Annotated in this window: 17 protein-coding genes; all 17 read left to right on the top strand. The window is 47.3% G+C overall.

What is annotated here, in order from left to right; genetic code table 11:
* Window positions 1-78: 78 nt before the first annotated feature.
* Window positions 79-927, top strand: coding sequence for a DeoR family transcriptional regulator (locus tag L7H18_04510; protein UMX47675.1), 849 nt, complete (start codon window positions 79-81; stop codon window positions 925-927).
* 133 nt (window positions 928-1060) lie between these two features.
* Entirely contained in the window at window positions 1061-1564 is a 504-nt protein-coding gene (locus L7H18_04505; protein UMX47674.1) for an RNA polymerase sigma factor, read from the top strand.
* 122 nt (window positions 1565-1686) lie between these two features.
* Window positions 1687-2448: a DUF5667 domain-containing protein gene (locus L7H18_04500; GenBank protein UMX47673.1), complete on the top strand. Its 762-nt coding sequence runs from the start codon at window positions 1687-1689 to the stop codon at window positions 2446-2448.
* Between the two features lie 201 nt (window positions 2449-2649).
* Window positions 2650-4833 carry a peptidoglycan-binding protein gene (locus L7H18_04495; protein ID UMX47672.1) on the top strand — a complete coding sequence of 728 codons (2184 nt, stop codon included), beginning with the start codon at window positions 2650-2652 and terminating at the stop codon, window positions 4831-4833.
* A gap of 231 nt (window positions 4834-5064) precedes the next feature.
* The gene (locus L7H18_04490; GenBank protein UMX47671.1) at window positions 5065-5802 is read left to right on the top strand and encodes a transposase; all 738 of its coding nucleotides are present in this window, start codon (window positions 5065-5067) and stop codon (window positions 5800-5802) included.
* A 162-nt stretch (window positions 5803-5964) separates the two neighbouring features.
* A complete protein-coding gene (locus L7H18_04485; protein UMX47670.1) occupies window positions 5965-9147 on the top strand; it encodes a hypothetical protein in 3183 nt (1060 codons plus the stop codon).
* A gap of 5 nt (window positions 9148-9152) precedes the next feature.
* Window positions 9153-9668: a hypothetical protein gene (locus tag L7H18_04480; protein ID UMX47669.1), complete on the top strand. Its 516-nt coding sequence runs from the start codon at window positions 9153-9155 to the stop codon at window positions 9666-9668.
* A gap of 191 nt (window positions 9669-9859) precedes the next feature.
* Window positions 9860-11635, top strand: coding sequence for a hypothetical protein (locus tag L7H18_04475; GenBank protein ID UMX47668.1), 1776 nt, complete (start codon window positions 9860-9862; stop codon window positions 11633-11635).
* Window positions 11636-11639: 4 nt separating this feature from the next.
* Window positions 11640-12986 carry a nucleotide sugar dehydrogenase gene (locus L7H18_04470; protein ID UMX47667.1) on the top strand — a complete coding sequence of 449 codons (1347 nt, stop codon included), beginning with the start codon at window positions 11640-11642 and terminating at the stop codon, window positions 12984-12986.
* 17 nt (window positions 12987-13003) lie between these two features.
* Window positions 13004-13804 carry a Gfo/Idh/MocA family oxidoreductase gene (locus tag L7H18_04465; GenBank protein UMX47666.1) on the top strand — a complete coding sequence of 267 codons (801 nt, stop codon included), beginning with the start codon at window positions 13004-13006 and terminating at the stop codon, window positions 13802-13804.
* Window positions 13785-14369, top strand: coding sequence for an acetyltransferase (locus L7H18_04460; GenBank protein UMX47665.1), 585 nt, complete (start codon window positions 13785-13787; stop codon window positions 14367-14369). Before L7H18_04465 ends, L7H18_04460 begins: the two co-directional genes overlap by 20 nt.
* A gap of 4 nt (window positions 14370-14373) precedes the next feature.
* Window positions 14374-15477 carry a DegT/DnrJ/EryC1/StrS family aminotransferase gene (locus tag L7H18_04455; GenBank protein UMX47664.1) on the top strand — a complete coding sequence of 368 codons (1104 nt, stop codon included), beginning with the start codon at window positions 14374-14376 and terminating at the stop codon, window positions 15475-15477.
* 4 nt (window positions 15478-15481) lie between these two features.
* Complete coding sequence (locus L7H18_04450) at window positions 15482-16207, top strand: acylneuraminate cytidylyltransferase family protein (GenBank protein ID UMX47663.1); 726 nt, start codon at window positions 15482-15484, stop codon at window positions 16205-16207.
* The gene (locus L7H18_04445) at window positions 16204-17187 is read left to right on the top strand and encodes a Gfo/Idh/MocA family oxidoreductase (GenBank protein UMX47662.1); all 984 of its coding nucleotides are present in this window, start codon (window positions 16204-16206) and stop codon (window positions 17185-17187) included. The genes L7H18_04450 and L7H18_04445 overlap by 4 nt, the downstream gene beginning before the upstream one ends.
* Window positions 17184-18509 (top strand): aminotransferase class III-fold pyridoxal phosphate-dependent enzyme, encoded by a 1326-nt coding sequence (locus L7H18_04440; protein UMX47661.1) that lies wholly within the window; start codon window positions 17184-17186, stop codon window positions 18507-18509. Before L7H18_04445 ends, L7H18_04440 begins: the two co-directional genes overlap by 4 nt.
* 5 nt (window positions 18510-18514) lie before the next feature.
* Window positions 18515-19621, top strand: coding sequence for an N-acetylneuraminate synthase family protein (locus L7H18_04435; protein UMX47660.1), 1107 nt, complete (start codon window positions 18515-18517; stop codon window positions 19619-19621).
* A 156-nt stretch (window positions 19622-19777) separates the two neighbouring features.
* On the top strand, window positions 19778-20881 hold the full coding sequence (locus L7H18_04430; GenBank protein ID UMX47659.1) for an acyltransferase: 1104 nt from the start codon (window positions 19778-19780) through the stop codon (window positions 20879-20881).
* The last annotated feature ends 57 nt before the right edge of the window (window positions 20882-20938 follow it).

Raw genomic sequence — 20938 nt, 5'->3', positions numbered from 1 at the left:
AGGGTTAGACCTTCAACGGTATTTGAATTTAATGGTTTCGCAATCCAAGATAACAATATGTACGGGGGGAATATTTCTATGGACAAAAATACTCTTACGACACTTGCCAAAGATGTTTACCGGTTGACCGTTCTTTTTCCCGCGCGCGAGCCGCTGCGCTATAAGATGCGGGAGATCGCCGATGATATCATCGCCAAATTTGTTATGGAAAATAACGGTTATTTGGATGATTTGAAGCGGCTTTTGGAGGTGATGGACGATTATTTCCAGATTGCGGTTTCGCAGGATTGGGTTTCGCCGGCAAAGATTAACGAGCTGAAAAACGATTACGCGCGAATCGTTCCGGCCTTGGATGAAATTGAAATGTCGCGTCAAGAAGCGAGAAATGTCTTGGGAGGAGAAAAATCGCAAAACGGCGAATCAAAAGCCGCGGCCGCGGATTTCGAGTCGGTGGCCGCGGGAAGAATGGACGCCCGAATAATTTGTCCTTTGCCGAAGAGCGTGGAGCTTCGGCAGTCGGCGGCGCCGATGATTGTACCCGAATCGGTTTTGTCGGCAACGGATAATCCCGCAAACGAACCGCAAACCGGCGTTACGGCAAAAGGGGAAACGGTTGAAGTCGTTTCGGTTTCAAAGGCGGCAAGGGGAATCAAAAGTCCGTCCGAGGAAGAAAACGAGAGCGATGACGATGACGATGAAGACGACAGGGGCGGATTAACCAGCGGCCAGATCGCGCGCCAGAATCGGATTGCCGAATTTTTGAAGGAAAACGGCAGCGCGCAGGTTTGGGAAATTCTCAAAATTTTCCCGGCCATCAGCAAGAGAACCATCCGCCGCGATTTCCGTTCAATGTTAAAACAGGGGTTGATCGAAAGAACAGGCGAACGCAACACTACGGCCTATAAATTAAAGATCAACATTTCATAAAATTAGATCAGTGTGTCGCCGATTTGTCAATAGCTTTTAGCTTGTTTTTTGTCGGGAATTGTGATATATTTGATAGGACACGATTGATTAAGCCGCTTTATAAAACAAGCGGTAATTATGCTGTTTGATAATTATGGATAAAATTCAGGGAAAATTCAGCCGGATATATGACGACCATGTGGAAAAAATCTACCGGTTTGTCTTTTTGCGCGTGAATTCAAAGGAAATCGCGCAGGATTTGACTTCGGAAACTTTCGCCAAAGGATGGGAGAGTTATAAAACAAATCCGAATGAAATTAAAAACCCGCGGGCTTTTCTGTACAAAATCGCCAAAAATTTGGTGATCGACCATTACCGCGCCAAAGCCAAGATTCAAACGGTTTCGCCGGAGCTGGTCGAGAGCCAGCTGGCTGATACCAAGGTTGATCTGGAACAGCGAGCGGTTCTGGCTTCGGATATGGAAACCGTGCGCAAAGCCATGGTGGATTTGAACGAAGATTACCAAAACGCCATCATCTGGCGTTACCTTGAAGATATGCCGATCAAGGAGGTGTCCCACCTTCTGGATCGCTCTGAAGAAGCCACCCGGGTTTTGCTCCATCGGGCAATGAAAGAACTGCGAACTAAATTGTCTTAAGAAGTTTTACAAGGTCGCACCTTGCACGATTGCAATCGTGCAAGGTGCGACCTTGTAAAACTTGTCCCACTGTAACATTTTTTAAGGTTTTGCGTCATAACTTTATCAGGCTCAAAAAACCTATGAACGGCGAAAAAGAATTGATCAATCAAATAAGAACTTTAAGGGAGATCAAACCCGATGCGGACTGGGCGGTTTTGAGCAAGGCGCGGATTCTAGGACAGGAAGCGATAGGACATAAACAGTCGCTTCTTTCATTGGCGTCAAATTTCGTTTTTCAATATCGCGCGGCGTTTGCCGGGTTATTGATCGCGGGATTGGCGGGCGGAACCGTGGCGGCATCGCAAAGCGCGTTGCCGGGCCAGCCGCTGTACGCGTTAAAAAAGGCCACCGAAAAGGGAATGGCGATTGCCACCGGCCAGGACAAAAATCCGGCGGCCAATTTGTTGCTCGCGGCCAAACGGCTTGAGGAGATTGATGTGATCTCGCAAAAGAATTTATTAAAGAATTTGCCGGCGGCGTTCTATGAATACAAAACCGCCAAGGCCGCGGCAAAGAAAGAAGTGGCGTCAATGGTCAAGCAAAATCCGGCCAACGCGGGCGCGATCGTGAAAGAAGCCGGTTTGGCGATGAAAGATATTGACGAAAAAGAGAGACAGGTTTACGGGGTGCTGGGATTGGAACAGAATTCCACCAGTACCGGCGATGTTTCCGAGGCCGCGTCCGATCAGGAGATTGTTGGCTCGCTGATTGATTATTTCAGGAAAGGCACGGTGTTGTCCGAAGAACAGGCCAATGATCTGGCGCAAGTTAAGAAACTTTATGACGAAAGCAATTACGGCCAGGCAATTGACTACTATCTTAACAGTTCGTTGAATAAGTAATAACAAAAAAGCTTCGGGAGGGGTTTGAAAATCTTGATCAAGATTTTCAAACCCCTCCCGCGTCCCGACGAAAGGAGGGACAAAGGATTAAGCAGTCGCGATGCTCACAGCTTTAAAGCTTTGGCTGGGAGGATTCAAAGGTTGACGCGACCGAAGTTAAAAAAGGTTTAAAAAACCTTAGTAAAAAACAATAAATAAACAATGAATAGCAAGAAATTAATCGCGGGCATGATTGCCTTGGCGATCGCGGGAACGACTGTCGCGTCCAACGCGCAGGCGGCCACCGCGGAAGAATTGGCGGCCCAGATTGCCGCTCTTCAATCCCAATTGTCGGGTTTGATGGGCCAATTGGGCGGCACCTCGTCAGGAACGACTGCCAGCGGCGTAGTGAACACGAATGTCGCCGCTTGCACGGGTATCACTTTTTCGAATAATTTGACTCTTGGTTCCACCGGGAACGATGTCAAATGTTTGCAAGCCTTGTTGAATTCCGATACTAACACCAGAGTCGCGGCGACAGGTGTTGGTTCGGCGGGATTTGAAACCACTTATTTTGGCGGTTTGACCAAAACCGCGGTGGTTGCGTTCCAGAACAAATATGCCGCGGAAGTTTTGACCCCGGTCGGTTTGACCGCGGGAACCGGATTCGTCGGTGCGTCGACTCGCGCGAAATTGAACGCGATGTTGGCGGGTACCGTCGGAACAACCGGAGGAACAACCGGAACAACCGGAACAACCGGTGGCTTGCCGGCTGGTTGCACTTCGACCACCGGTTACAGCGTGACCACCGGCGAATCTTGCGCGACCGTCAGCAATTTGCCGGCTGGTTGCACTTCGACCACCGGTTATAGCCCCACGACCGGCGAATCTTGCGCGACAGGATCAAGCACTGGTTCTGGCGTGACCCAGACCGGCACGGAAGGCGCGATCACGGTTTCGCTCAATCCGAGCCCGGCCGATGGCGTGAAGGCGTATGAAGGCGACAGCAAAGTCGCGGTGATGGGTTTGAAAGTCAAGGCTACCGGTTCGGATGTTGATGTCCAGCGCGTTACCTTGAGATTCAATTCTCAACCTTATTCATACTTTACCAATGTGTATTTGTATGATGGGGACACCGAAATTGCGACCAGCGCTTTGAATTCCACCACGGTTTCCAAAGTGTCGGCCAGCGACTATCAGATCACTCTTGCCGGATTTACCAGCAAAGTGGTTGTGCCGGTGAATACCAGCAAAGTGTTGACCGTCAAAGTTGATGTTTTGCCTGGCATTTCGAGCGGTTTGTTTGTAACGACCGCGGGAAGCAAGCAGAACATTATTATCGGCACTCCTTCGGCGACGAGCGTGCGCGCGGTTGACCAGGCCGGTTTGAATCAATACGGCGGTTTAGCCAACGCGGCGGCTTGGACGACAGGCAATTACCGGACTTTCAGCGTCAATGCTTCGCAAACCGGAAGCGCCACGCTGACCGTGAGCTTGAACGCCAATTCGCCGAAAAAACGCAATGTCGTTGCTGATTCCAACGGAGATATCGTTGGCGCGCAATTGATGTCATTCGATGTGAAAGCGACCAAGGATGATATGTTGATTGAAACGGTTACCGACATCATGTTCGCGAGCACAACCGGAACAAATCAGATTCCTGATACGGTTTACTTGGTTGATGACAGCGGTACCGTTATTGGAACGGCAACTCCTGGTTCCACGAGTGGAAACGCCACTTTCTCTGATTTGAACTACACGGTTCCCAAAGATACCACCAAAACTTTGTCGATCAAAGTTGACGATCAGTTGACGGTTACATCTCCGACCGCGACTGAAGATGGATACACATATATTGTTACCGTGACCGGTACCAGTATCTCTGGTTCCAAAACGAACGGTGCCGCCTTTACCGGCACTGGTACCGCGACGAGCAATGCGGCGTATGTCTATGGCGAGGGCCCGGTGTTTACTTTGGCCAGCATCACCACAGACAACACGCAGGGTTCGTACTCGGGTGCCAGCTCAACTCTGACTGCGACCTTCAATATCCAGGTTGCGGCCGTAACGGGTGATGTGTATATTACTGCCAGCACCACTGATCCTTTCATCGTTGAGACTGTTATGAGTGGTACTCATTATCGTCTGACTGATGTTAATTTTGTCCAACCGTCCGGCACTGTTGCCGTGGGCACAACCTATAAGATTGCGGCGGGAACGTCGGCAAACTTTGCGGTGACTGCCAATACCACCAACTCATCTGTTACTCGTGGCGGTCCGGGTACATACGACATAAGGATTAAGGGTATTGCGTGGGGCCACACTTCAGCTGCTCCTGTTAGTGCTTCCTCGTCTTACATGAACGGAGAATCCACTTGGATCAGCCCGGCGGTGTACCTTCAATAGCAGTTTCCAAATCGCCTTTCTTGTGGACGGGCGTGCCTTGCCAAAGCCTTGCGCGGCGGCGGGCGTAGCAAAAAGCCTCTTCCTAATCGAAGAGGCTTTTTGTTTTCCCTAATCCATATTGTCAACGCCGTCCAGCAAAACAAAGTTGCGCAAGGTCGCACCTTGCAAGCTTGCAAGGTGCGACCTTGCGCAACTTTTTCGGCTTAGATATAATTTAGTTATTATAAATTTATGCCAAATTCAAAACGGGAATTTATTGTCGGCGAAGTTTACCATACCTTTAACCGCGGCGTAGAGAAAAGAATTGTTTTTATGGATGACTCCGATTATTACCGTTTTATTTTTTCTCTTTATGAATGCAATGACCGCAATTTTGTGAGAATGGCCCAAAGGATTCAAGATCGCCGGAAAAAAAGTTTGACAAGGTCGCACCTTGCAAGCTTGCAAGGTGCGACCTTGTCAAACCATAAAAGGGAACTGCTGGTTGACATTATTGCGTTTGTTTTGATGCCGAATCATTATCATTTGATTTTACGGCCGCTTGTCAACGATGGAGTGTCTCTTTTTATGAAAAAGTTAAGCAACAGTTATACGGGTTATTTTAATGACAGATACGAAAGAAAAGGGATGGGTGCGTTGTTCCAAGGCAGGTTCAAAGCGGTCCATGCCGGCGACAACAATCAATTCATTCATTTGGCGGAATATGTATTTTCAAATCCGGTTGAACTTGTCGACGCGGATTGGAAGACGGAGGGAGTTAAGGACTTGAAGGCCGCGATTGAATTTTTAAATAATTACAAATGGTCGAGTTATTTGGACAGTATCGGAATTAAAAATTTTCCATCGGTTACGGCAAGAGATTTTCTATTGAAAGTTTTTGCCAAATCCGATGATATTGGAAAAGGAATGAGAACGGTTAAGGAATTTACCGAGAGCTGGATCAAGAACAAGGGGTCATTACCGCGGTAATCCCAAGGGAATAGTTGCGCAAGGTCGCACCTTGCAAGCTTGCAAGGTGCGACCTTGCGCAAACTTAAACTTGAATTTTTTGTCGAGGTTGATAAAATGAAATAATTTTGTTGGTAATTTGTAATATGCGCATCAATAAAATCATAATTATAATCATTTAATATGATGCTTAATTTAAAAAAGCGTGTATTGGTTTTTATAGTTAGCGTTTTGTCTCTTTCGTTTTCGGATTCGGTTTTTGCCGCAACATTCACCGTTGCGCCGGATAGCGAATACCAAACCATCCAATCCGCGATCATCGCGGCGAGTAATGGCGATACGATTTTGGTTGCGCCCGGAGTTTACCGCGAGAATGTGGCTTTCGGGGGCAGGATTATTTTAAAAGCTGAAAATGCCGCGCCGGGCGCCACGGTTATCGAAGCCGTTGATCCCGCCGTGTCGGCGATCACGGCGGCGGGTCCGGCTGAAATCAACGGCTTTACCATCCGCGGCGCAACCAACAGCGCCGGCATCCGCTTGAATTACGGCGCTTGGGAAGCCAAGATTAGCAACAACATCATCGAATCCAATCTGGATGGAATATATATCGTGAACTATGGTTCCGGCAATTCCGAAATCACCCGCAATATCTTCCGCGACAATACCGGATATGACATCAATCTGCCGGCGGAATATAACTCGTCGGCTGGAGTGAGTACTCAAAGCGCCGGCAACATTATCTATCTGAATGATTTCTACGGCACGCTGTATCCCTACCAAGACTATGTCAATTACTGGAATTCGCAAGAAGAGCTTGGCTATAAATATCAAAACAAAATTTATCGCGGCAAACCGGGCAATTACCAGCCCCAATGCCAAACGGAAGATCCGGACGGCGACGGCATTGGCAATGCCGCTTGCCCGATCGGCGGCTACACCGACAGTTTCCCGCTGGTCCAACCGTTTGAAAATTACGAGATTGCCGGCGGCAAAGACAAATTCGTCTATGTCGCTTTGGGCGATTCCTACCAATCCGGCGAAGGCGCGGGGAATTCCATTGAGGGCGCCGAAGAATATCTTGCCCGCGGGTACGAGCAAGGCACCTATACCGACACATTGATTGCCGGCGACAATTCTTGCCATCGCGCTCTGCAAAACTATGCCAAAATCAACAAAAACAAATTCCATCCCGAATTGAACGACGAAGATATTGTTTTGATCGATTTAACCTGCAGCGGCGCAAAGATTGAAAATGGAAGCCAGCCGCCGGTGATCGGCGATATGGCCGCCGATCAAATTGCGCCCGATTCACAGCTTCAACAAGCATTGAACAAACTGAATGACGCCGGGTTAACTCCTGCTGATGTGGACTTGGTTACCGTTGGCATGGGCGGTAACGGTGCCGGATTCGTAGAAATTATCCAAGCTTGTCTTTTGCCCAATATCTTGCGCAAAGCGTTACAGGAATATCCCAATCCTCCGGCGGAGATCAAAACTTTGGTGGATATGTTTGCTTCGTGCAAGAATATTGACGATAATTTATTTGACAGCAATGCCGCGATCAACGCGCTTTATGCCAAAGAAGTTTGGGCGCAAAATAAAATTTTGCAAACTTTTGCCAAGGCCCGCGTGATTCAAGCGGATTATCCCGACATTCTTCCCCGAAACACCAAATCGCTTTCCTATTGCGGGGGTTTGCGCAAAGAAGACATCGGCTATGCCCGCGGGAAAGTGAATGCCATCAATGAAAAAATCAATCAAGCAAAGCTTGCGGTTGCGCAAAGCAATCCGCGGCTGGAGCTGGCAAGTTTGCAAAGTTCTTTGGGCGGCAACGCTCTTTGTCCGGCCAATGCCGCAACCGCGTTGGCAAATGGCGTCAAAGAAGCCAACCTTAACGCCGAAATCAGGCGACTGCTCAATCTTGACGGCAACGGCGACGCGCAGTCCCGCGCGCTGATTGATAACTTGTTGGCGGCGTATAATTCTTGGAAGCAATGCTTGGGTGTTCACTTGAATGTATTTGACGGTGGCGCGGATTGCGATGTTAATACAGCGTTTAATCAAGTAAAAAATTTATCAACCTCATTGTTAAATTACTTAAGCAACACGGATCAGATGAGAATAATTTTAGCCAACTTGGTTGATTATTCAAATGGAAATTTGAATATACGCTATGATCGCTCAAAAGGATTATTCCATCCCAATGCCAAAGGTTATGATGTTATCGCTTGCAATATTCTGGCCGCGCACAACAAAACCGGTGCGGAAGATTGTTTGCCGTCCGCGGGGCAAGCGGTAATGGACGCGGTTAATGGAGTTTTGATCAACAATATCCCGATTGGTATTTTGCCCGGGCAAACGATAAGTCTCTACTTGGGCGGTTTTGCTCCGGGCGCAATCGTTCCGATAATGATTCTTTCCGAGCCGAAAAAAATCGGGGAAGCGATTGTCGATGAAAACGGAATTATTGATACGGAAATTCTTTTACCCGAAATGAACCCCGGCGTGCACACGATTATTTTGGAAAGCCAGAATGACGCGGGGGTGGGCATCGCCAAGCAATTTCGAGTGAATTATCCGGGATTGCCGCGCGCGGGAGAGAGTTATGGCGTTTATTTTGACAATATCGCTATTGATGAAGGAGAAAAAATTAACATTATCTACGGCGGCGCGAATTTTGGCAATTTGACTTCCGACGAAGACGGCGGGGTCTTCGTGGAATTGCCGGTCTTTGAAGGCCAAGAGCTGTTTCAAGCAATGGCAAAAAATCAAACCACGGGAGAAGTTTTGCAAACAAGCGCCGAAGTTGAAAAGCCGCGCCAATCCTTGCGGTCGCTTGCCGTCAAAACCGCTTTCATCAAATGGCAAAAAGCGAAAAATAAAAATCAAGAATTTGCCATTGCCGGGCAATTTGAATTGCCGCGAGATTTTTCAAAAGACAATTTGGCGAAAAACATAGAGTTAAAATTGATTTTTTCCGGCGGTAAAACTGCCGTTGCCAGTTTAAGTTTCAAAGAAAACAATATCTTTTGGAAATATGAAAAATTGGCCGCCGCGCAAAATCTGAAAATCAGCCGCGCGATTGTCTATTGGTCGCCGGAGAAAAAGTTCTGCGGCAACAGCAAAATTTGCGCCGCCGCGCTCAAAAACAAAAATTGGTTCTATCTGCAAGGCGAGCTGGAAAATCTCGGCTTGGAAATTGATAAAACCGGCGAGATGGAAATTGAGATTGTCCTGCCGGCAAGGATCGCCGACTTGGCCGGCAGGCAAAAATTGCCGATGAAAAAAATCGGCAATCAAAGATTTTACAATTCCGCTTGGCCGTTGAGTTTTTGGCCGCAAAACTTGGAAAGTTTCTATAAATAAAAAATATGAACAAAAAATTAAAGGTGGTTTTGCGCATTATTCTGATAGTAATTGCGGTGGTGACGGTTGTCGCGATGATTGTGTTGTTGGCGATGTTTAATCAGTTAAAACAGGGAGTAATTACGCCTTTAGCACCACTAGGATTAGAGACCTTGCCTTGCGAGCCAAAGAGCCAAGTTGAGCTTGGTTCGCCATATCAAATGAATGGTCAAGTTGCTGAATTTACTACCAATGGAGAGGGATTATACATTACCGCAAGGAGATTCCCTCATAGCGGGTTTTCGGGATCATCGCCTGGTTCTACAGCTATTTTTATGGGTGATAGTTCCGCCTTGCCTGAATATGATTCGCAAAGAGACATTACTACCAATACGGTAAAAACAATCAGTCTTTCCGAAACAAAATATGCTGAATTTGAGTTGCCGGCGGGGAGATATTGGCTTTGGTCAAGCGCGGGCGGCGATATCGTGGTCTACAGTTGCGATCCCAATGGCGTGAGCGACCCCAAGCCGGTGCGGTAGGAAATAAATTTGTTTTGGTTGGGGTTGTTGGTTTTTATGCCGAAAACAAAAAGTGAATGATGTTTTTACCAAGTTTTTTGCAAAGAGAGAGGGTGAGCCCGCTCTTTTGTTTTTTGGGGTTTTGTATTATATAATTGATTATAGCCTTGGATTATGAGGCGATTGTTTTTTTGATTAAATTTTGCGTATAAATGAAATTGATATCGCAAGGCGGAAAGAATCTATTGTTCGCGGCGGTTGTGGGTCTGGCGTTTGCGCTGGCGCCGGTTTTTGTTCGGGCCGACAGTTATGGCGACAGAAACACTTTCAATATCGATAAAACCTATGATTCCGCGGCGCGGACGAAGATATTGTCGGATTTGGTTTGGGTGGGGGACAAGATATATTTTTATGTCGACGAACAATGGTGGAACGGATTGGATTCCGCCGGCAAGCTTGAATATAGCGCGAATTTCAAAAACTTGGACGCGGAATTTTCAAAAAATATTTATCCCAAACTCACTTCGGTTTTCGGCAGCGATGTCAATCCGTCGGTCAATCGCGACGGCAAGATCACGGTGCTGTTCCATCCCATGGTGAAAGATGCCGGGGGATATATCAACACCGGCGACGGATATTCAAAATATCAGGCGCCTTTATCGAACGAGCGCGAGATGATCTATTTTAACACCCGGTTCGCCGATTCGCCGCTGGCAAAATCATATCTGGCCCACGAATTCACCCATTTGATAACTTTTAACCAGAAGGATCGTTTGCGCGGCGCGGCGGATGATGTTTGGCTCAATGAAGCGCGCGCCGATTACGCGTCAACCATTTTGGGGTATGACAATCCGTTCGCGGGAAGCAATTTTGAACAGCGCACGCGTTCGTTCGCGGCGGATTCCTCGAAAAGTTTGGTGGAGTGGGCCAACAAACCGGCCAATTACGGCGCGGCGCATTTGTTTATGCAGTATCTGGTTGATCAGTACGGCATCAAAATTCTGACCGATTCGATGAACACTAACCAGACCGGCATCGCTTCAATCGATTATGCTTTGCAAAAGAACGGATTCGATATTGGTTTTACGGCCGTGTTTCGCGATTGGCTGATCGCGCTTTCCGCCAACGATTGCCGTTTGGGATCGCGGTACTGCTACAAATATGCCGACCTGCAGGCATTCAGCATAGCGCCCCGGATCAATTATTTGCCTAATTCCGACCGGGTGTCGCTCACGGTGATGTATAACACGGATTTCTTTTCCGGAAATTGGCAAAAGATCGTGGGCGGCAACGGCAGTTTGAAGCTGGATTTTTCCGCCGCCGCCCAAGCGAAATTCCGCGTTCCTTATCTGCTTTGTTATGCCGGCGGAGGCGAATGCGAATTGGGAGATATGGAAATCGCCGGCGACGGTACCGGCGTTTTGAATTTATCGGATTTCGGCCGGCAATACGCGTCGCTGACGCTGATGCCGTTCGCGACTGGGAAAACCTCCGGGTTTGACGATTCGGCCGGGAATCAGCAATCCTATACCTTTAAAATTTCAATTTCGCCCAAGGTAATTTCGGGGCAGGATGCCGGAAGCGACGCCAACGGCGCCGCGAATATCCAGGCATTGCTGGCGCAGATTGAAGTCTTAAAAAAAGAGATCGCGCGGGTTTCGGCGATATTGGCGGCGCGGGCGGCTTCGGCAACCGCTTTGCCTTCCGGCGGCTATTCGTGCGGGAGTATAACCGCGGATTTATATTTTGGCGTTGAGAACCATAATCAGGTTTCCTGCCTCCAGCAAGTGTTGAAATCGCAAGGAAATTCGATTTATCCGGGCGGCGCGGTGACGGGCCGGTTTTCGATCGACACGCGGGCGGCCGTGGTCAGGTTTCAGGAAAAATACGCCGCCGAAATTCTCGCGCCGTTGGGATTGAAGACCGGCACCGGCTATGTGGGTTCATCAACAAAGGCCAAGATCAACAAGATATTGTCATCAAATTAAAATTATGAATCTGCAAGATTTGATCGATCAAGGGAAAGCGAAGGTCGCGATTATCGGGATGGGTTATGTGGGATTGCCGCACGCGGTGGAAATTGCCAATGCCGGAATGCAAGTTTTTGGTTTGGATATCCAGCAGAAACGGGTTGATTCCCTCAATCGGGGCGAATCGTATATCCAGGATGTGAAAGACGCGGATTTGCAAAAAATTATTGCTGCTGGAAAGTTTAGGGCCTCGGTTGACTTCTCGCCGGTCAAAGACGCGGATGTGGTGATTATTTGCGTTCCCACGCCGCTGGACAAATATAAAATTCCCGATATTTCCTATATCAGGGATTCTTCGCGCGAAGCCGGGAAATATCTGCGTCCCGGCCAGCTCATTATTCTGGAAAGCACGACCTATCCGGGCACGACCGACGAGGTCTTGTTGCCGTTGTTCGAAGAGAACGGCTTGAAATGCGGTAAAGATTTTTATCTGGCGTTCGCGCCCGAGCGCATTGATCCGGGCAACAAGCTGCCGCTCAATGAAGTGTGCAAGGTGGTGGGCGGGGTCACGCCGGAATGCACGAAATTGGCGGCGAGTTTCTATTCGCGGTTTTTGAAGCATGTGCATCCGGTGTCGTCGGCGCGAGCGGCGGAGATGACCAAAATTTTGGAAAATACTTACCGTCTGGTCAATATCTCGATGATCAACGAGATGGCGATGCTCGCGGGCAAAATGGGGATTGATATCTGGGAAGTGATTGAAGCGGCCAAGACCAAGCCCTATGGATTCCAAGCCTTTTACCCGTCGCCCAAGGTGGGTGGGCACTGTATTCCGTTGGATCCGTTTTATCTTTCGTGGAAAGCGCGGGAATATAATTTTTGGGCGCATTTTATCGAACTGGCCGGCGAGATTAACGAACAAATGCCGCATTACACGGTGTCGTTTGTCAATTCGGTTTTGAATCGGAAAAACAAATCGATCAAGGGTTCGCGGATCCTGGTTTTTGGCGTGGCTTATAAAAAAGACATCAATGATCCGCGCGAATCCGCGGCGAGCGAAGTGATTTCGGATTTGATGCGCAAAGGGGCGGTTGTCGATTATTACGATCCGTTCGTTCGGGAATTCGCGATTGCTCCGGGAAATTACTTGATAAAAAATACGGAACCGGTGAAAATGGAATCCATTGATTACAATCCGGAATCGCTGAAAAATTACGATTTGGTTTTGATTTTAACCGACCATTCCGGTATTGATTACGATGAATTGGCGAAATCAGCGAACTTGGTGGCCGACACTCGCAACGCCATAAAATCGCGGGATTACAAAAATGTTTTTTGGTTCGGAGTGACGGCGCCGAAAAACAAATAACCAAGACCATCTAAAATATGAAGTACATTGTTATCGGTACAGGCTTTATTTTCCGCAAACATTTCGAGGCGATCCGGCAAACCGGCGGCGAGATCGTTGATGTGTGCGATATCACCCACGGCCGGGGAGAGGAGTGGAAAAAAGCCGTTAAAAATCCGGACGCGGATTGTGTTGTAATTTTGACGCCGAACCATTTGCATTATCCGATCGCGATCGCGGCCAACGACGCGGGTAAAATTGTGTTGTCGGAAAAACCGCTGGCGATAAAATCAGCCGATGTGAAAGATATGGCGGCTCGAAAAAACATCTTCGCGGTTCAGCAGCTGCGCTATCATCCCGAAGTTTTGCGGCTGGAAAAGGAAATTACGAAAGACCAAAAATATAAAGTTGACATCGATATCTTGGTGTATCGCGACCGGCATTATTTTGACGGCTGGAAAGGCGATATGGAAAAATCCGGCGGCCCGCTGTTCGTGTTGGGATCGCATTATTTCGAGTTGTTGCTGTACCTGTTCGGGCCGGCTCTGGAGGCGAGAATGGATTTTTTTGACGGCAAAACAGGCCGGGGTGCGATCAAAGGCGCGAATTACGAATGCGACTGGCGGGTGTCGGTGGACGCCAAGATCGACGAACCGTGGAAGCGGGAATTTATCATCAACGGTGAAGCGGTGAATTTTTCCGCCAAAGAAAATCTGGCCGAAGAAAATTTGCACCAATTCGTTTACCGGGATTTGCAAAAAGGCAAAGGCATAACGCCGGCCGATGTCTTGCCGGCGATTGAACTGATCGAAAAATTATATGGATCCTATCATTCATAAAACCGCGGAAGTGTCGCCGCAAGCCAAGATTGGCAAAGGAACAAGAATATGGCATAATTGCCAAGCGCTGGCCGGCGCGGTTATCGGAAAAAATTGCACGATCGGCCATAATTGCTTAATTGCCGCCGATGCAAACATCGGGAATGGCGTTAAGATCGAATCAAATACCGATATTTGGGGCGGCGTTACGCTTGAAGATTATGTTTTTGTCGGTCCGTCGGCGGTATTCACCAACGACCCCCATCCGCGGGCAAAATATCCCAAAAAAGATTTTCCCGCTTACGGCGTGTGGAAGCCGACCTTGGTCAAGGAAGGCGCGACCATCGGCGCCAACGCCACGATTGTGTGCGGGGTAACGATTGGCAAAAACGCGTTTATTGCCGCGGGCGCGGTGGTGGCCAACGATGTGCCGGATTACGGATTGGCGATGGGAGTGCCGGCGCGTCCGGCCGGGTGGATGTGCGAGTGCGGCAATAAATTGGTTTTTAAAAATGGCAAAGCGGCTTGCTTGGTTTGCAAACGAGGATACTCTAAAAAGGGGATTAAGGTGGCACCCACTCAATAAAAATATGGATTTTTTTGACCTGAAAAAACAGTATCATAATTTGAAGGCGGAAATTGATGCGGCGGTTTTAAAAACGCTTGACAGCGGGGTTTTTATCGGCGGTTCGGAAGTGGAAAATTTTGAAAAAGAAATCGCGGAGTTTTGCGGCGCCAGACACGCGCTCTCATTGAATTCGGGTACCGACGCTTTGGTTTTGTCGATAAAAGCTTTGGGGATCGGCGCGGGCGACGAGATCATTGTTCCGGCGTTCACCTATTTTGCCACGGCCGAAGCGGTGGCGATCGCGGGCGCGACACCGGTTTTCGCGGATATCGAAAAAGACGGGTTCAATATTGATCCAAACGAAATTGAGAAAAAGATTACTTCCAAAACAAAAGCCATAATTCCGGTGCATCTTTTCGGCCAAGCCGCGGATATGGACGGGATTTTGGCAATCGCAAAAAAACACAATTTATTTGTCATCGAAGACGCGGCGCAGGCGGTGGGCGCCAAATACAAGGAAAAATTTGTCGGGACGATCGGCGATATCGGCTGTTTTTCCCTTTTTCCGACCAAGAATTTGGGCGTTTGCGGCGATGGCGGTTTCGCGCTGACAGATAACGATGATTTGGCGCAAAGGGTCAAGCTTTTGCGCGCGCATGGCGCCAAGCCGGAAGACAAATATACGCATTTGGCTTTGGGTACGAATTCCCGGCTGGACGCGATTCAGGCTGCGATCGCGCGGGTTAAGTTGCGGCATTTGAATGAATTCAATAAAAAAAGAATTTCCAACGCGAAATATTATAACGAAAGTTTGGATGGATGCGGTGTCGGATTGCCAACGATAAACGATGACGGATCGCATGTGTTTCATCAGTACACGATCAGGACGGCCCGCCGCGGCGAGCTGGTGAAATATTTGAAAGAAAAAGGCGTTCCGACAATGGTTTATTATTCGACGCCTCTGCATTTACAGCCGGCATTCGCTTATTTGGGTTTTAAAGAAGGAGATTTTCCGGTTTCCGAACAAGCCGCCAAAGAAGTTTTGAGTTTGCCGATCTATCCCGAATTGGATCGCGCCGACCATATATCGATTGTTTCGGGAATGAAAAGTTTTTTTGTCGATTAATTATATGGCGGATAAAAAACAAAAAATAATTGCCATTATTCCTGCGCGCGGCGGATCAAAGGGGTTGCCGGGGAAAAATATAAAACCGTTATTGGGGAAGCCCCTTATTGCCTGGACGATTGAACATGCAAAAAAAAGCAAATATATAGACAAACTGATAGTAAGCACAGATGACAAAAAAATTGCAGTAATTTCAAAGAAATATGGGGCAGATATTCCATTTTTAAGGCCGAAAGAATTGGCTCAAGATAATTCCTCGACGCTTGATGCGATTGTGCATGCAATTGGATGGTTCGAGGAAAAGGGAGAATGTTTCGATATTATTGTTTTACTGGAGCCAACATCTCCCTTAAGAAAGAAAAACGACATTGACGACGCAATCGAATTATTCATTAAAAATTACGAGAGAGCGGATTCATTGGTGAGTCTTGGCGCCATCCAGCTTGAAAAACCCCAGATAGCGAAAAAAATCGAAAAAGATTTCGTTATTCCATTCGTTAAAACAAAACACGCGTTTCACCAGAGGCAACAACTGGCAAAGGCTTATTTCCCTTATGGGGTGATTTATATCGTGAAAACAAACGCTTTAAAAAAAACCGGCACATTCTACACGAAAAAAACAATTCCTTATTTTATCGAAAGATGGCAAAATTACGAGATTGACGATTTATGTGATTTTATATGTAATGAGGCGATCATGGAAAACAAACTAAATAATAAATCAATATGAAATTTTTAATAATCGGATTGGGCTCAATGGGAAAAAGGAGAATTCGCAACCTCCAGTATTTAAATGCGGGGGAGGTTATCGGTTTTGATTTCAGCCGCGAGAAGCGCGATGAAGCTGGCGAAAAATACGGCATTAAAACTTTCGAAAACCTGAATGACGCGCTGGCTCAAAATCCAGATACGCTTATAATCTCCACGCCGCCCGACAAGCACAATGAATATATCAAACTGGCGATCGAGAAGAAAATTTCCGCGTTTGTCGAAGCGAGCGTTCTGATCGAGGGGCTGGAAGAGCTGGACGCGTTGTCGCGGGAGAATAAAGTTTTCATCGCGCCTTCCTGCACTTTCCGGTTTCATCCGGCGATTGCCAAAATCAAAGAAATTGTCAAAGGCGGCGAGTATGGCAAGGTGACCAATTTTGTTTATTACCTGGGCCAGTATTTGCCCGATTGGCATCCCAACGAGAGCATAAAAAATTTTTACGTTGGCAAAAAAGAAACCAGCGGCGCCCGGGAAATGGTTTCTTTTGAACTGACCTGGATCACCGATATCCTGGGCCTTCCCGAAAACATCACCGGATTTTTCGGCAAAACGCTGGATATGGGCGTTGATATCGACGATACCTACGCTTTCGCAATGGACTTCGGCGACAAATTCGGGAGCATGCTTATCGATGTTGTTTCAAGGTACGCGACGAGGAGCTTGACATTGAATTTGGAGAAAGCCCAAATTTTCTGGAGGTGGGACGAGGATTGCGTGAAGGTGTACGAGGCCGATAAAAAAAACTGGATCAGCATTCCTTATAAAAAATTGTCCGCGGCGCTCGGATACAACGAAAATATTACCGAAGAAATGTACATCGAAGAAATGAAAACTTTCGCCGATGCCGTCAGCGGGCGGAGTGTGTTTCCCAATACGCTCGAAGACGATATCAAGGTTCTGCGATTATTGAACAGGATAGAACAAAAACAAGCGCTATGAAAAAAGAAATAAAAATAAAAAAGGGAACCGCTTTATGGAATGAAGCCAAAAAAATCATCCCGGGAGGAAATCAGCTGCTTTCGAAAAGATCGGAAATGTTTTTGCCCGACCAATGGCCTTCTTATTTCAAAAAAGCCAAGGGCATAGAAGTTTGGGATTTGGACGGAAATAAGCTTATCGATATGTCGCATATGGGCGTCGGGACCTGCGCGCTTGGTTACGCGGACAGCGATGTGAACCGGGCCGTGAAAAAAGCGATTGATGAAGGCTCGATGTGCACCCTGAATTCGCCCGAAGAGGTTGAGTTGGCCAAATTGCTGTTGAAACTCCATCCTTGGGCGGAGATGGTACGATATGCGCGGACGGGCGGAGAAGCGCTGGCGGTGGCAGTGCGGATAGCCCGCGCCCACACCGGCAAGGATACCATCGCTTTTTGCGGTTATCACGGATGGCATGATTGGTATCTTTCCGCGAACTTGGCCGGTAGCAAGAATTTGGATGGCCAGCTTATGCCTGGGCTTATGCCTCTCGGAGTTCCGCGGGCTTTAAAGGGCACAATACTGCCGTTTAATTACAACAAGATAGAAGAATTGGAAAAAATAGTCCGGGAAAACGACATCGGCGTGATCGTGATGGAGCCGCAAAGAGAGCACGAACCGCAAGTCGGTTTTCTGGAGGAGATCCGGCGGATAGCGACGCAAAAGGGAATTGTTTTGATTTTCGATGAAATAACTTCGGGGTTCAGGATGAATGTCGGAGGAATTCATATGCTCGCCAAAGTTTATCCGGATATCGCGGTGCTCGGAAAGGCGATGGGCAACGGATATCCGATGGCGACTATAATCGGAACTAAAAAAGTTATGGACGCGGCGCAAAACACTTTCATTTCCAGCACTTACTGGACCGAGAGGATCGGGCCGGTTGCCGCGCTGGCCACGATCAGGAAGATGCAAAAATACAAAGTTCCCAAGCATTTGTGCATGATCGGCAAGCGGATAACTGCCGGTTGGCAGAAATCGGCCAAAAAACACGGTTTGGCCGTTAAAACATTCAACATTCCTTCGTTGGCAACTTTTTCTTTTGATTACGGAGAGAACAATCAAGCGATGCACACTCTGTTCACGCAAGAAATGCTGAAAAGGGGGTATCTTGCGTCCAAAAGCGTTTACGCGACTTATAGTCATAAGCCAAAAGATGTGGACGCGTACCTTGTTAATGTCGATGAGGTTTTCGCTTTGATTAAAAAAGCCGTCGACCAAAACAAAGTGAATAAATTATTGAAAGGGCCAGTTGCCCACCAAGGATTTAAAAGATTAACTTAAGGCGTATGGCTGTTTTCAAAATAGGCGATAAATCAATAGGCGAAGATTGTCAGTGTTTTATTATTGCCGAGGCGGGGGTGAACCATAATGGCGATATTCTTTTGGCAAAAAAGCTTGTTGACGCGGCAAAGCGGGCCGGGGTTGACGCGGTGAAATTCCAGACTTTCAAAGCCGAAGAAATCGTGACGCCAGACGCAAAACAGGCGGATTACCAGTTAGAGAATATTGGTAAGATTGAATCGCAGTATGAAATGCTTAAGCGGCTGGAATTATCCTATGAAGATTTCCGCGAATTGAAAGCCTATTGCGACCGTGCCGGTATTATTTTCATGTCCACGCCGCATTCGTGCAAGGCCGATGTTGATTTGGCGGCCGAGTTGTGCCCGGCAATCAAAGTGGGCAGCGGCGACTTGACCAACAAGCCGATACTGGAGTATATAGCATCAAAAGGCTTGCCAATGATCGTTGCCACGGGCATGGCGACTATGGAGGAAACCAAAGAAGCGGTTGGCTGGATTCTGCCAATCAATCGACAATTGGTTATCTTGCATTGCACGACCAATTACCCTACGCCTCTTAACGAAGTTAATCTGCGGGCGATACGGACAATGCAAAACGAGCTTGACATTATGGTGGGCTATTCCGACCACACCGAAAAGATTAACATTTCTCTGGCGGCGGTTGCCTTGGGTGCGCGCGTGATTGAAAAACATTTCACGCTAGACCGTAACATGTTCGGACCGGACCACAAAGCATCTTTGGAACCGGATGAATTGAAGATATTGGTTGATGGCATTCGGGGAGTAGAGGGGCGGATGGCTCAAGGGGAATCAGCGGAAAATATCATTCTCGGATTGGATATTGAGGCGGCATTGGGAAGCGGGATGAAAATTCCCGCTCCAAGCGAAATGGAAACCGCTAAAATTGCCCGGAAAAGCATTATCGCGACCCGCGATATCGCGGCGGGCGAAATCATCGGTGAGGGAATGTTGGCAATCAAGAGGCCGGGTACGGGAATCGCGCCGAAATTTTTGCAAAGCATTGTCGGCAAAAAAACAGTTGCGCCGATTGCCGAGAACGAATTGATTTCGCGGGATAAATTCGCCGAATAGATATCTGCGATTCAAGCGCGATCGGCTTGGATTTTTTTACTATTTGAATCCGCGGCTCATCGGAGTATTTTCAAGGGTTGCGAACTTCGACGACTGCGAATGAGGCAGAATGCCGCCGGTTTTTCCAATTGAGGCGGCATGGCGATTATAATTCCAATGACTCAACCATCAATCAACAGAATTGAGAGTTTGGACTGGTTGCGCGGTTTAATGGCGATTTCGATCATGTTGTATCATTATGTGTCGTGGGAATTCGCGGTGGTGCCGATTGGCACTGTTTTGGGAAAACTTGGCATATATGCGGTTTCAATTTTTTTTATTTTGTCCGGTTTAAGCTTGGCGCTTGTTTACGGTGATTACATAAAAGGCGTTAAATCGTCAATCTTTTTTCTTGTTCGCCGCGTTTTTCGCATCTGGCCGGTATTGTGGATTGCGGTTGCCATTTTTGTTGTCGCTTCCGTTTATAATCAAAAACCGATTGATTTTTACACTATCGTACTGAATCTCACGACACTTTTTGGATTTATTGACCCTAGCCGCTATATATCCGATGGGGCGTGGTCGATTGGGAACGAAATGGTATATTACGCGATGACGCCCGTTGTTATTTTGCTCTACAATAGAAAGCTCCTATACGGAAATATTTTCTTCATTTTTGCTATTATTGTCGGGCTATTTTTTTCTTTTTCCCAGATCAATAGCCAATCAACCCTCGTAAACGAATGGAATAATTATATTAATCCTTTCAATAATCTCTTCCTATTCATTTCCGGAATTGCGCTTTATTATAATCTTAAAGGGTTGATAATAAAGAAAGAAATCAACTTTATATTTTTGTCTATGGTTGTCTTGCTGTTTGTTTTTGTTGATGTGAGGGGTGACGCAATCGCGATAACAACAGGGATTAACAGAATATTTTTTTCCGCTTTTTCAATCGCCGCCGTGCTTCTTTTTTGGAAAAGCGATTTTGATTTGCCGAAACCGGTTAAAAAGCCGTGGACTAACATATGCCTGGCGGCGTATCCGATTTATTTATTGCATCCATTTATTTTGGAAATTACCAAGATTGCTACTGGTAAAATTATGCCGGTGGACCCATTTTTTATTATTTCATTTTCCGTTGCGGTTACAATTCTGGTCTCGATAATCATATATAAATTTATTGAAAAGCCATTTATAAGGCTAGGCAAGAAACTGACTCTCGGCGAGGATATCGCTTCTAACCAGCCGGTTTGCCGAGCGTTAATTATTGTTAAATGACCGGAAGATGATATAGTGATTTATTACTCATAATCGGCGGTTATTTTCGGGCAGATG

This window comes from Candidatus Nealsonbacteria bacterium DGGOD1a (assembly GCA_022530585.1).
GTDB lineage: Bacteria > Patescibacteriota > Minisyncoccia > Minisyncoccales > UBA5738 > UBA5738.
Note: the sequence above shows the minus strand (reverse complement) of the source record. Positions and strands in the feature narration are given on the sequence as shown.